The 13463-nt window shown below is 28.9% G+C and carries 10 protein-coding genes, 4 tRNA genes and 1 riboswitch; of the genes, 11 read left to right on the forward strand and 3 right to left on the reverse strand.

Features of this window, described 5'->3' with window-relative positions; all coding sequences use genetic code 11:
* Positions 1–38: 38 nt before the first annotated feature.
* Together yyaC and OW763_RS14990 are read right to left on the reverse strand one after the other, a co-directional pair.
* Entirely contained in the window at positions 39–596 is a 558-nt protein-coding gene (gene yyaC / locus OW763_RS14985) for a spore protease YyaC (RefSeq protein ID WP_268042142.1), read from the reverse strand.
* Between the two features lie 152 nt (positions 597–748).
* Complete coding sequence (locus OW763_RS14990) at positions 749–1474, reverse strand: PP-loop family protein (protein ID WP_268042144.1); 726 nt, start codon at positions 1472–1474, stop codon at positions 749–751.
* 321 nt (positions 1475–1795) lie between these two features.
* Between OW763_RS14990 and OW763_RS14995 the strand changes: the two genes are divergently transcribed.
* The 9 genes from OW763_RS14995 (at position 1796) to hpf (ending at position 8641) form a co-directional block, all read left to right on the forward strand.
* Positions 1796–1871, forward strand: a tRNA-Thr gene (locus OW763_RS14995).
* A gap of 5 nt (positions 1872–1876) precedes the next feature.
* Positions 1877–1961 (forward strand) — tRNA-Tyr (locus OW763_RS15000).
* A 7-nt stretch (positions 1962–1968) separates the two neighbouring features.
* Positions 1969–2044: transfer RNA gene (locus tag OW763_RS15005), tRNA-Val, on the forward strand.
* Between the two features lie 62 nt (positions 2045–2106).
* Positions 2107–2191, forward strand: a tRNA-Tyr gene (locus tag OW763_RS15010).
* Positions 2192–2352: 161 nt separating this feature from the next.
* Positions 2353–2455, forward strand: a riboswitch (SAM riboswitch).
* A 70-nt stretch (positions 2456–2525) separates the two neighbouring features.
* Positions 2526–3701: a methionine adenosyltransferase gene (metK, locus tag OW763_RS15015; protein ID WP_268042145.1), complete on the forward strand. Its 1176-nt coding sequence runs from the start codon at positions 2526–2528 to the stop codon at positions 3699–3701.
* A 236-nt stretch (positions 3702–3937) separates the two neighbouring features.
* Positions 3938–6187: an SF1B family DNA helicase RecD2 gene (gene recD2 / locus OW763_RS15020; RefSeq protein WP_268042147.1), complete on the forward strand. Its 2250-nt coding sequence runs from the start codon at positions 3938–3940 to the stop codon at positions 6185–6187.
* A gap of 5 nt (positions 6188–6192) precedes the next feature.
* A complete protein-coding gene (locus OW763_RS15025; RefSeq protein WP_268042149.1) occupies positions 6193–7215 on the forward strand; it encodes a hypothetical protein in 1023 nt (340 codons plus the stop codon).
* Positions 7188–7868: a ComF family protein gene (locus OW763_RS15030; RefSeq protein ID WP_268042150.1), complete on the forward strand. Its 681-nt coding sequence runs from the start codon at positions 7188–7190 to the stop codon at positions 7866–7868. Before OW763_RS15025 ends, OW763_RS15030 begins: the two co-directional genes overlap by 28 nt.
* Positions 7869–8107: 239 nt before the next feature.
* Positions 8108–8641: a ribosome hibernation-promoting factor, HPF/YfiA family gene (gene hpf, locus OW763_RS15035; protein WP_268042152.1), complete on the forward strand. Its 534-nt coding sequence runs from the start codon at positions 8108–8110 to the stop codon at positions 8639–8641.
* A gap of 27 nt (positions 8642–8668) precedes the next feature.
* Here the strand turns inward: hpf and OW763_RS15040 are convergent, their stop codons facing one another.
* Positions 8669–9430: an HAD family hydrolase gene (locus tag OW763_RS15040; protein ID WP_268042154.1), complete on the reverse strand. Its 762-nt coding sequence runs from the start codon at positions 9428–9430 to the stop codon at positions 8669–8671.
* 277 nt (positions 9431–9707) lie between these two features.
* Between OW763_RS15040 and secA the strand changes: the two genes are divergently transcribed.
* Both secA and prfB read left to right on the forward strand, forming a co-directional pair.
* Positions 9708–12218 carry a preprotein translocase subunit SecA gene (gene secA / locus OW763_RS15045; RefSeq protein ID WP_268042156.1) on the forward strand — a complete coding sequence of 837 codons (2511 nt, stop codon included), beginning with the start codon at positions 9708–9710 and terminating at the stop codon, positions 12216–12218.
* A 118-nt stretch (positions 12219–12336) separates the two neighbouring features.
* Positions 12337–13447, forward strand: a protein-coding gene (prfB, locus tag OW763_RS15050) for a peptide chain release factor 2 (protein ID WP_268042158.1) whose coding sequence is annotated in 2 segments (ribosomal slippage) — positions 12337–12414 and positions 12416–13447 — 1110 coding nt in all. Because the reading frame shifts where the segments join, the coding sequence is not laid out codon by codon here.
* The last annotated feature ends 16 nt before the right edge of the window (positions 13448–13463 follow it).

The raw sequence follows: 13463 nt of genomic DNA on the forward strand, positions 1-13463 counted from the left end.
TGCTCTATAATTTTAATATTATAGAGCTTTTATTTTAATTAATGATAAGGAGCATTTGTTAATTTGGCATCATGTGAAGAAGAGAGATAATATGCATGAAGTAATGAATGAGTAATTACTTTAGCCATATTTAAAATTAAATCTAGACGTATATTTCTATTTGTAAACAATTCATTATTATCACTAGAGTCTACAATACCTATTATAGAAGTTTCACCAACATCAGGAAGAAACTTTCCTACGCCTTTTCCTGGATGAATAGGATAATCTCTAGCTTGAATTTCTCCTATGTTTTTATTATCACCTAAACATGCATCTATACCTATGATATTAGAGTATGGATGCATGTTTTTTATTTCTTTTAATTTATCAGTTATATTTAAAGCATGTATAGGTTCTGAAATTGTTCCATATACAGTTAAAGGAAAGTTCTTTTCTTTAAGCAAAGTTCCAACTAAAGGACCTAAGCAATCCCCTATACATCTATCGGTTCCAATACAAATGATTATTGAATTATCATTAATATAATCTTTAAAAAAATAAGCGATTTTATAATAGGATAAATTATCATTATAATGAATTTTAATTTTATTCAACAGAAATACACCTCCTTGGTAATGTATATGAAGTGACATTAAATATTATGAAAAATAGATAAATATAAATTGAAACTTAGCTTCAGATACAATATAAATCACATCTTTAAGTTAAGTTTCAATTAATTAAACAAAAAGAGAGTTGATAAACACTAACTCTCTTTTTGTTCTTTAAACCATATATTTAATTGTTCTGTATTTGATAATGAATTCAATAAATTATTTTTTAGTCCTGGAATATCTTTTTCAAGTGAGTATGTTAAATTTTTCATATACTCTCTTTTAGTAAAACCATCTGCTGGACATGGGTTGGTTACAATTGGAAATTTATATTTTGAAGCAAGAGTTTTTATGTGCTCTTCATCTATATATATCATAGGACGTATTAATGATATATCTACTCTATCTAAATATGTTTTAGGTAAAAAAGTATTGATTCTACCTTCATAAAACATAGATAATAGTAAGGTTTCGATAGCATCATTTTTATGATGCCCTAGAGCAATTTTATTACAACCTAATTTTTTGGCATTATCATTTAATGCACCTCTTCTTAGATTTGCACATAAGGAACAAGGGTTCTTTTCTTTTTTTATGTCAAATACTATTTCTTGTATACGAGTTTTGAATAAATAATAAGGTACATCTAAATCTTTACACATTTGTATCATTCCATCGAAATTTGATCCTGAACCAGGATCTAGTGTTATTGCTATTAATTCAAATGGTTCTGGTGAAAATCTTTGATAGGTTTTCATAAGGTGTAATAAGGTTATACTATCTTTTCCACCAGATAATCCAACAGCTATTTTATCTCCAGATTGTATCAAATTAAAATCAACAATAGCTTTACGAAGTCTACTTAATAATTTTTGCATGATAATCCCCCTAATGATTTTTTACTTGTATTATTATAGTATAGTGTAAAAGATAAATAAAGAGGGAAAAATAAGGACATTGGGAAATAATATTATTAGATAGTAGTTAAATGCAATTTAGTATTTAGGCTAAAAATTAATTTTAAAATATAAATTAATGCGTAAAATGGAGAAAAAAAGTGAAAAATTAAATAAAAAAGAGAAGAGCTTCGTAAATGCCATGTAAATAAGGTTGAAATAAAACGAATATCTATGTATACTAATATTCGTTGGCGCAGTTGAGATGACAGTGTCAAACAAAACAACAAGTTAATAAAGTATGCTGGCATGGCTCAACTGGTAGAGCAACTGACTTGTAATCAGTAGGTTCCGGGTTCAAGTCCTGGTGCCAGCACCAAAAACGGAGGAGTTCCCGAGTGGCCAAAGGGGGCAGACTGTAAATCTGTTGCGTTTCGCTTCGATGGTTCGAATCCATCTTCCTCCACCAAATAAATGGGCGCATAGCTCAGCTGGGAGAGCACCTGCCTTACAAGCAGGGGGTCACAGGTTCGAGCCCTGTTGTGCCCACCATTTAATTGGAATGATGTTGGTGTATAGTAAAGACTTTGTTACTTGTGTTGAGATTTAATTAGGGAGGAGTTCCCGAGTGGCCAAAGGGGGCAGACTGTAAATCTGTTGCGTTTCGCTTCGATGGTTCGAATCCATCTTCCTCCACCAAAAGACATCAAATTAGATGTCTTTTTTATTTGTAAATAAATTGTTAATTTGAATTACTTTTAGTAAAATGACATATAATATTATTGACATGAATATTTTACTATGATAGCATTAAGTTGTTTCTTAAATAAAAAATCAATAGATATTATGTAATAAATATACTCTTATCGAGAGAGGTGGAGGGAATGGCCCTATGAAGCCCAGCAACCTGTACAATTTTGTACAAAGGTGCTAATTCCTGCAGAGAAATCTGCAAGATAAGAAGAGCGCATTTAGCACCCTCTTCTCATCATAAGAAGAGGGTGTAATTTTATTTGTGAAAAGGAGATAAAATATGAAAAGATTATTTACTTCAGAATCAGTTACAGAAGGACACCCAGATAAAATGTGTGATCAAATTTCTGATGCTGTTTTAGATGCTATTTTAGCAAAAGATTCTCATGGTAGAGTTGCATGCGAAACAGCAGTTACTACGGGTATGGTTATGGTTATGGGAGAAGTATCAACTAAATGTTATGTAGATATTCCTAAGATAGTTAGAGAAACAGTTAGGAAAATTGGATATACAAGAGCTAAATATGGATTTGATGCTGCTACTTGTTCAGTGATTACATCTATTGATGAACAATCACCAGATATAGCTATGGGTGTTAATGAAGCGTTAGAATCAAGACAAGGTGAAAAAGATGAAGTGGAAGCAGTTGGAGCTGGAGACCAAGGTATGATGTTTGGTTATGCTACTAATGAAACTCCAGAGTATATGCCTCTTGCAATAAGCATGGCTCATAAGCTTTCAAGAAGATTAACAGAGGTTAGAAAAAATAATACATTATCATATTTAAGACCAGATGGAAAAACTCAGGTTACTGTTGAATATGAAGGAGAAAAACCTGTGAGAATAGATGCAGTAGTTGTTTCAACTCAGCATGGACCAGAGGCTTCTCAAGAACAAATACAAAAGGATATAATGCAGCATGTAATAAAAGCAGTTATTCCTGAAAAATGGTTAGACGATAAAACAAAATATTATATTAATCCAACTGGAAGATTTGTAATTGGAGGACCTCAAGGTGACTCTGGTTTGACAGGAAGAAAAATTATAGTTGATACTTATGGTGGAACTGGCAGACATGGTGGTGGTGCTTTTTCAGGAAAAGATCCAACTAAAGTAGATAGATCGGCTGCATATGCTGCAAGATGGGTTGCTAAAAATTTAGTTGCTGCAGCAGTTGCAGATAAACTTGAAGTACAGTTAGCATATGCCATAGGTGTTGCTAGACCAGTATCAATAAGAGTGGAAACATTTGGAACAGAAAAAGTTTCAGAAGAAAAAATAATTGAAATTGTAAATAAAGTATTTGATTTAAGACCAGGTGCGATTATACAAGAGTTAGATCTAAGAAGACCTATATATAAACAAACAGCGGCATATGGTCATTTCGGAAGAACAGATGTAGATCTTCCATGGGAAAAACTAGATAAAGTTGAAGATATAAAGAAATTACTATAAATATAGTTTTAGATTTAGAGTAAATGAAACAATTTGTTAAATTAACATATGTATAAAATGTTGTCGATGTATAAATTAAAAGCTAGTGTCTATGAAGAGGCACTAGCTTTTATTAATTGTTTATAAGAAAAGAATTATGTAAAAAATAATATATAGTAGTTGAGTAATTAACAATATTTATTTTATAATTAAATAAGTATAAAGAATATAGGTAAATGAATTTTAGGAGCGATTTTATGGATGAAATACAAGGAACAGTAGATGATATAATTTTTCAAAATGAAGATAATGGGTATACAGTAGCCCATGTAAAGGAAAAAAAGAAAAATATAACAATAACTGGATGTATACCTTATATTGTTGAAGGACAGAATTTAAAAATAAAAGGTGAATGGGTTCTTCACCCACAATTCGGACAACAATTTAGAGTTATATCTTGTGAAGAAGTAGTGCCGAGTTCCCTTGATGGAATAGAGAAGTACTTGTCATCTGGTGTTATATCAGGAATTGGACCTGTTACTGCAAAAAAAATTGTAGAATATTTTGGGCAAGAAACGCTAAAGATACTTGATGAAGATATAGGAAGATTGAAAGAAATAGATGGTATAGGAAACAAAAAGGTAGAGACGATAGCTAAAACTTATTCTAAACAAAGAGAAGTACGAAACATAATGATGTTTCTACAGACTTATGGTGTAACTGTAAAACAATGTGTTAAAGTACATAAAAGATATGGAGAAAATTCTATAAATATTGTAAAAGAAAATCCTTATGCTTTGACAGATGAAATAGCTGGTATTGGGTTTAAAACTGCTGATAAAATAGCTAGAAATTTAGGAATAGAAATTGATTCGCCTTACAGAATACAATGTGGTATAAGGTATATAGTAAACCAGTTTTGTAGTATGGGTAATACTTATATGACTCTTGATAAATTGTTAAAGGAAGCAAAAAAAGTACTTGGAGTAGCGCAAGGTGTTATAGAGAAAAATATACAGGAAAATGTACTAGATGGTAAATTAAAGGTAGAAGATATAGAAAAAAAAGAATGCGTTTTTACTATGCCTTATTATTATTGTGAATTATCAGTTACTAGTAAGATATTAACGCTTACAACTAGTGCTTATAGTGATTTAAAAATAAATGTTGATGGAGAAATTAAAAAATTTGAAGAAGAAAATAAGATTGAGTTTGCAAAGACACAAGTTGAAGCCATAAAGGGAGCATTTCAAAATGGAATTGAAATAATAACTGGTGGTCCAGGTACTGGTAAAACAACAATAATTAAATGTATAACAGAAATATTTGAAGCGGCGGCAATGACTGTATTTATGGCAGCACCTACAGGAAGAGCAGCAAAACGAATGGCGGAGGCTACAGGTAGAGAAGCAAAAACAATACATAGATTATTAGAACTTGGGTTCAACAATGAAGATGATAGGGATTTTTTAAAAAGTGAAGAATCTCCTCTGCAATGTGATGTGTTGATAATCGATGAAGCATCTATGATAGATATTTTACTTATGAACAATCTTCTTAAGGCGGTACCTATGGGAACAAGACTTATAATTGTTGGTGATGCAGATCAACTTCCATCTGTAGGGCCTGGAAATGTATTAAGAGATTTAATACAAAGTAAATGTGTTAAGGTTGTTAGGCTTAAAGATATTTTTAGGCAAGCTGAAAAAAGTATGATTGTGGTTAATGCACATAAGATAAATAGTGGAGAAATGCCTATTCTAAATAAGAAAAACAAGGATTTTTATTTTTTAAAATGTAATAATGAAGAGGAAATATTGGATACTTTAATAGGGTTAATTAATAAAAGACTTCCTAAATTTAATGAAAAATGGAATAAGATTAAAGATATACAGATTTTATCTCCTATGAGAAAAGGTACACTTGGAATAAAAAATCTAAACATAAGGCTTCAGCAGGTGTTGAATTCTAAAAGTAAGGATAAGGAAGAAATGGAGTTTAAAGATATTATTTTTAGAGTTGGAGATAAAGTAATGCAGACTAAAAATAATTATAATTTGAAATGGACTAGGATAAAAGGAGAAGGAGAAAAAGAAGGTGTTGGTGTTTTTAATGGTGATATAGGGTACATAGATTCAATTGATGATGAAAGAGTAACTGTTATATTTGAAGATGATAAAAAAATTATTTATGATAATATGTATTTAGATGAACTTGAACTAGCGTATGCGATGACTGTTCATAAAAGTCAAGGAAGTGAATTCCCAGTTGTAATAATGCCAATGTTTATGGGACCACCACTTCTTATGAATAGAAATTTGTTTTATACAGGAATTACTAGAGCAAAGCAAATGGTAGTTTTAGTAGGTCTTTCAAAGGCTGTACATTTTATGATTAATAATAATAAAAGTTTTGAAAGATATTCATCACTTAAATGGAGAATATTGAATATATTAGATGGGAATATATTCAGTTCTGATGAAAATTTTGTTGAGGAGGATAAGTAATAAAAATGCATTTTAAAAATTCAAAGTTTACTTTAGAAAAAGAAAAAATAAGTAAGCAGATATTGGATTGGAATTTTAGTAAAGAAAAATTTTTGAATGTAATATCTCCTCCATATAATTCAACTGAAATTTTTATGGGTATAATATTGTATTTTGTTAATAATAATAAAAGGGTTTTATATGTGACTAACGAAGATAGTCTATATATTGATATTCTTTATAGAATAAAAGAAGTGAGCAAGTTTAGAAGATATTCTTATTTTAGAGAAAATGGTGACTATGGTAGTGCTCTTTTGGTGGTTTCACAGTATGAGAGATTAAAGAAGCTTAAAGATAAATTTGATTTAGTTATTTATGATGATATAAACAGTTTTCCTATGTATTCGAAGAATGAAATTATTAAAGGTTTGAAGACTATGTGTGCCAGTGATGGTAAAGTGATTTCTTTTTCAATAGAAAAAATCTTTGAAAACAAAAGAGAAATAATTTTACCAGTAAGAGAGAATTGTTATCCGATAATAGAACCTAAATTTATTGGTACAAGAATAGATATGAATAAGGATATTCCTTATGTTGTTTATGAATATTTTAAGTGGTCTGTTAATATAAAACATAAGGTTATTGTATATGTTCCTGACGAAGAAAAAATTATTAATGTTTATAAATATTTATATAAATATTGCAGTAGGCTTAATAAAAATATATTTACATTCATAAAAAAGAAAAATGATGATAAAATGTTTTTGAATTTCATAAGAATGAAAAAAGGAATAATTATAACTAATGATTTTAAAGACTTATATGCTAATTTTAATAATATCAATATTATGGTGTTTTTTGCTAATGATAAATTATTTGATTATAAAAAATTAGTTTATTTTTGTGGAAAGGTAGGAAGAAGTGAAAGAAGACATAAGGGAGAAGTTATATTTTTAGGAAACAGTGAAACAGAAGATATCGATATTACTAAAAATATAACTAGACATTTTAATAAAGAAGCATGGGAAATGGAATTATTAAAAGTTTAAAATATTTAGTTAAATGCATAAATGAAGTAATATATAGTGATGCAAGGGAATGTATTATTTGCAATGGCTATATTAAAGAGGAAGAATTGCTTTGTGGTAAATGTTCGGCAAGCGTAAAAATATGTAATAATTCTCTTGAAATTATTAATGATGGTATAAAGATAGTATGTTATAGTTCAGCGTACTATTCTTCCATAATAAAAGAACTGATAATAAGGTTAAAATACAAAAATGATTTTAAAGCTGGAGAGGTTTTAGCTAAATATATGATTAATACAATTAAATTACAAGAGATTAAATTTGATGTAATTACGTATGTCCCATCAACTAGAGAGGCTATTAAAAAAAGAGGATATAATCAAAGTGAGTATTTGGCTAAAATTATAGGAAATGAAATGAATAAAAAGGTTTATAGAATTTTAAAAAAGACTAAAAATACTAAGGATCAAATAGGCTTAAATGAAGAAGAAAGATGGTTGAACTTGAAAAATTCCTTTAGGAGTATAAGGTACATGCAAATAGAAAGTAAAACAGTATTGTTAATAGATGATGTTGTAACTACAGGAGCTACGAGCTTTTATTGTGCTAAAAATTTACTTGAAAATGGAGCCAAAGAAGTGTTGGTATTAACAGCAGCAAGGAGTAATATATAAATATATCCACTGTTCATTATAACATAAAAATAATATTATTTCCTCCTATAAATCGTATAACAAAATAGAAAGAAAGCAAGAAAAGGTAAAGAATAATAGTCTAAATTTATTAAATATTTTGTAAATTCAAATTATTGCACTTGTTATTGATATCATTTAGTAATAGAATGTAATAAAGAAGAATAAATCAATATTTTTTTTAGACATAATAAAAGATATACGGGAAAGGGGCTGGCTTTATGAATATAAAAGTAATTGGCAAAAATATAACTGTAACAGAAGGATTAAAAAATTCAATCGAAAAAAAATTATCAAAATTAGAAAAATACTTCAGTCCAGAAATAGAAGCAAATGCAACTTTGAGTGTGCAAAAGAGTAGACACATAGTTGAAGTGACAATACCTTTTAATGGAGTTATTTTAAGAGGTGAAGAAGTTAGTGAAGATATGTATGCATCAATAGATATGGTTTTAGAAAAAATAGAAAGACAAATAAGAAAACAAAAAACTAAATTAGAAAGAAAGAAATATGGAGATTCATTAAAGTTTCAATTTATACCCCAATACGTTCCTACTGAGGATGAAAATGTGGAATCTAAAATAGTTAAATTCAAAAGATTCCCAATGAAGCCTATGAATAATGAGGAAGCAATTCTTCAATTAGAACTTTTGGATCATAATTTCTTTGTATATATTAATGCGGATACTAATGAAGTTAATGTTTTATATAAAAGAAAAGATGGACAATATGGTTTAATAGAACCAGCATTTTAAAATAAAGGAGGATAAATCCTCCTTTTATTATTTGTTTAAAAAAGTAGCTAAATTTTTAAAATTATCTACTACTAAATCTGCATCATAAGCAGAGTTTAAGTAATGATCAAAAGTAGTTCCGTTGTTTAGTGTCAAAATAAGCCTACATCCCATTCTTTGATACTGTATATAATCATCTCTTAATAAATTTGTTACAACAACAGTACTTTTAGGTTGAATGTTTAATTGTTTAAACAAATTATGACTATTATATGTATATGGCATATCTGGAATAATGATTCTTTCCTTAAATTTAGATTTAATTTGTTTTATTATACAAACAGTACTGCATTTTTCACAATTCAATGATCTGTTAATACATAAATTAGAAGATAATACTATTGGGCAATGAGTTTTACTTATCGATTTTAGTGAACTTTCTTTTATTTTTTTTGTTTTAATAAAAATTAAGGTTGGATTAATATAATCTATATTTATTCCTAAAGTATCTAAATCTTGAAAATCATCAGAATTACTTATGGGATATACTGAGAAATCTCTGTATATATCTTTGTAATAATTAGTAATGAGATAACTAGGAGTCATAACATTACTGTAAGTACAAGGAATGTTTCTAGAAGCTAACTTATTGTAGAAAGTATTCCTGCTTATGTCACAATTATGAGTAAAAAAGTAACAATTATTTAAAGAAAGTTTATTTAAAAAAGATAAAGTTGAAGGATCAATATTTTTATCAGATAATGTTATACTTTCTATGTAGAATATAAAATAAGGTTGTTCAGGTAGCATAAATATCACTTCCATTTTTAAATTTTAGGAATATTCAATAAAATTAATAAAAAAACACAATATAGTACAACAAAAATATAGTAAATTAAAAATATAGTAAATTAAAAATAATGCTAATAATAATGATAACATAAATTTAATATTTTATTAACATATGTAATTGTTTTTGAAAGTTATAATTGTTGAACCGTTTATAATTAGATGTTATAATACAATCAATGTATTTAAAGTGAGATAGTTACTTATAATAAAAAATAGTTAGTGAGGATGAAGTTAAATGAGTTTTTTTGAGAAAATTTTTGGAACATATAGTGATAGACAATTAAAAAAATTAAGTGCTTTGGTTGATAAAATTGAATCGTATGATGAAGAAATCCAGAAATTAACTGATGAACAGTTGAAAAATAAAACTTTTGAATTTAAAGAAAGATTACAAAACGAAGAAACTTTAGAAGATATACTTCCTGAAGCTTTTGCAGTATGTAGAGAAGCTGCATGGAGAGTTTTAGGAATGAAGCATTATAGAGTTCAATTAATAGGTGGTATAGTTCTTCATCAAGGAAGAATTTCGGAAATGAAAACAGGTGAAGGTAAGACACTAGTGGCTACTTTACCAGCATATTTAAATGCATTAAGTGGTAAAGGAGTTCATGTAGTTACGGTTAATGACTATCTTGCTAAAAGAGATAGAGATCAAATGAATGAACTTTATAGTTTTCTAGGACTTACTACAGGAGTTATAATTCATGATTTAACTAATGAAGAGAGAAGAGAAGCTTATAATTCAGATATTACATACGGAACAAATAATGAATTTGGATTTGATTATTTAAGAGATAATATGGTTATATATAAAGAAGAAAAGGTTCAGAGATATTTGAACTTTTGTATAGTGGACGAAGTGGATTCTATTTTAGTTGATGAAGCAAGAACTCCACTTATTATTTCGGGTGAAGGAGAAAAGTCTACAGATTTTTATAGAGTTGCTGATTTTTTTGCTAAAACTTTATCAGAAGATGACTTTACAGTAGATGAAAAGACTAATTCTGTAATATTAACAGATGAAGGAATAGACAGAGCGGAAAAGTACTTCCATGTTGAAAATTACGCTGATCCAGAAAATATGCAGATTCAACACCATGTAGTTCAAGCATTAAAAGCTCATTGCACAATGAAGAGAGACAAAGATTATATGGTTAAAGATGGAGAAGTTATAATAGTTGATGAATTTACAGGAAGGCTTATGGAAGGTAGAAGATATAGTGATGGTCTTCATCAAGCTATAGAAGCTAAAGAAGGGGTTCAAATTCAAAAAGAATCTAAAACTCTTGCAACTATTACATTCCAAAATTATTTTAGAATGTATAATAAACTTTCAGGTATGACAGGAACAGCTCAAACAGAAGAAAATGAGTTTAGAGAAATTTATGGATTAGATGTAATAGTTATACCTACTAATAGACCAATAGCTAGAGAAGATGCTTCAGACTTGGTTTATAAATCAGAAAAAGGTAAATATAAAGCGATAGTTAATGATATAGAAGAAACTTATAAAAATGGGCAGCCTGTACTTGTTGGTACAGTAAGTATTGAAAAATCTGAACTTATTTCAGATATGTTAAAGAGAAAAGGTGTACCGCATCAAGTACTTAATGCTAAATATCATGAAAAAGAAGCTGAAATAGTAGCAGGCGCAGGAGAAAGAGCAAGAGTAACTATAGCTACTAATATGGCTGGACGTGGTACGGATATTAAACTTGGTGAAGGTGTTTCAGAAGTTGGAGGACTTAAGGTAATAGGTACTGAGAGACATGAATCAAGACGTATAGATAACCAATTGAGAGGGCGTTCTGGTCGTCAAGGAGATCAAGGATTTTCTAGATTCTATGTTTCACTAGAAGATGATTTAATGAGAATATTTGGATCAGAAAGACTTCAAGGTATAGTTGAAAAATTAGGATTAAGCGATGAAGATGTAATAGAAAGTAAAATGGTTACAGGCGCAATAGAAAATGCACAAAAGAAAGTTGAAGGAAATAACTTTGATGTTAGAAAAACCGTATTACAATATGATGATGTTATGAATCAACAAAGAGAGGTTATTTATAAACAAAGAAATGAAGTGCTTGAAGGAGAATCTTTAAAAGAACAAATTCAAGATATGATAAAAGATGTTGTAACGGTATCAGTTAAAGCACATATATCAGGGTTAGATGAGAATCTTGAAGAAGATATAGAAAAACTTATTGCTTATTTAGAAGAAATATATCTTCCAAAAGATAGCGTAACTATTGAAGAGCTTAAAATTATGTCTGATGAAGAAATAATTGATAAGTTTGTAGAAATTGCTAAAAAAATATACGCTGAAAAAGAAGAGATGTTTGGTTCAGAACAAATAAGAGAAATAGAAAGGGTTATTCTACTAAGAGTTGTTGATACTAAGTGGATGGCTCATATAGATGATATGGACCATTTAAAACAGGGTATAGGACTTAGAGCTTATAGACAACAAGACCCATCTCAAGCGTATCAGTTTGAAGGTAGTGAAATGTTTGAGCAAATGACTCATAATATACAAATTGATACTATGAAATATTTATTCCATGTTCAAGTTGAAAGAGCGCCTGAAAGAGAAAGAGTAGTAAAAGAAACTGCTACTAATCAGCAAGGTGATGATTCAGTTAAACGTGAACCTATAAAAAGAAAAGAGGAAAAAATAGGAAGAAATGATCCGTGTCCTTGTGGAAGTGGAAAGAAATATAAAAATTGTTGTGGAAGAGGACTTTAAAAATATAATTAAAAAATCCAGCTATGCTGGTTTTTTTAATTATATAATTTATTGTTATTGTTATTGTTATTGTTATTGTCAGTAATTAACTATTATATGAAAGAGAAAGGGTGATTTTATGATAATTCAATTAGAAGAAGCTAAAAACAAATCAATTGAATTAGAAAAAAAACTAGATGAAGTGAGGGTTTCACTTTGACATTGCTAGTATAGAGAATAATGTGTCAGAATTAGAAAATAGAATGCAGGAATCTAATTTTTGGGATGATATAAATAGAGCACAAGAGATTACTCAAGAAGCAAAAAACTTAAAAGATAAATTAGATAAATATAATAATACTAAAAATAGATTAGAAGATATAGCTGTTTTGATTCAAATGAGTATTGAAGAAGAGGATGAATTTTCTATAGATGAAATAAAGAATGAAATAAATGAAATTCAAAGTATAATAGAACAATTTAAAATAGAAATACTTCTTTCAGGAGAATATGACAAAAACAATGCAATTTTAACTCTTCATTCTGGAGCAGGTGGAACAGATGCACAAGATTGGACTGAAATGCTTCTTAGAATGTATAAGAGATGGTCTGAAAGAAAAGGATATAAAGTTGAAATACTAGATTTATTACCTGGAGACGAAGCTGGAATTAAGAGTGCAGAATTAAAAATAACTGGAGAATTTGCTTATGGATATTTGAAAGCAGAAAAGGGAATACATAGATTAGTCAGAATTTCTCCTTTTAATGCTAATGGAAAGAGACAGACTTCGTTTGCATCAATGGAAGTTGTTCCAGAACTTACAAAAAGCCAAGATATAGAAATAAAATCAGAGGATTTGAGAGTAGATACTTACCGTGCAAGTGGAGCAGGTGGTCAACATATAAATAAAACGGATTCAGCAGTTAGAATAACTCATATACCTACAGGTATAGTTGTTCAGTGTCAAAATGAAAGAAGCCAATTTCAAAACAAAGAAACTGCTATGAGTTTGTTGAAGTCAAAGCTTGTCGAACTTAAGGAAAGAGCTCATAAGGAGAAAATAGAGGATCTTACAGGAGATTTAAAAGATAATGGATGGGGCAGTCAAATTAGATCATATGTATTCCAACCATATACAATGGTTAAGGATCATAGAACTAATACAGAAATGGGAAATGTAGATGCAGTTATGGATGGAGATATTGATATATTTATAATAGAATTTTTAAAACGGAATAAAGACAAGTAATTAGAAGTTAAATAAA

It is taken from the genome of Clostridium aestuarii, assembly GCF_026735135.1.
In the GTDB taxonomy this organism is placed as follows: Bacteria; Bacillota; Clostridia; order Clostridiales; family Clostridiaceae; genus Clostridium_H; species Clostridium_H aestuarii.

Excerpts from the sequence above, each read along its gene's own strand:
- OW763_RS14990 (WP_268042144.1), bottom strand. The coding sequence starts at position 1,474 with ATGCAAAAATTATTAAGTAGACTTCGTAAAGCTATTGTTGATTTTAAT.
- metK (WP_268042145.1), top strand. The coding sequence starts at position 2,526 with ATGAAAAGATTATTTACTTCAGAATCAGTTACAGAAGGACACCCAGAT.
- recD2 (WP_268042147.1), top strand. The coding sequence starts at position 3,938 with ATGGATGAAATACAAGGAACAGTAGATGATATAATTTTTCAAAATGAA.
- OW763_RS15025 (WP_268042149.1), top strand. The coding sequence starts at position 6,193 with ATGCATTTTAAAAATTCAAAGTTTACTTTAGAAAAAGAAAAAATAAGT.
- OW763_RS15030 (WP_268042150.1), top strand. The coding sequence starts at position 7,188 with ATGGGAAATGGAATTATTAAAAGTTTAAAATATTTAGTTAAATGCATA.
- hpf (WP_268042152.1), top strand. The coding sequence starts at position 8,108 with ATGAATATAAAAGTAATTGGCAAAAATATAACTGTAACAGAAGGATTA.
- OW763_RS15040 (WP_268042154.1), bottom strand. The coding sequence starts at position 9,430 with ATGCTACCTGAACAACCTTATTTTATATTCTACATAGAAAGTATAACA.
- secA (WP_268042156.1), top strand. The coding sequence starts at position 9,708 with ATGAGTTTTTTTGAGAAAATTTTTGGAACATATAGTGATAGACAATTA.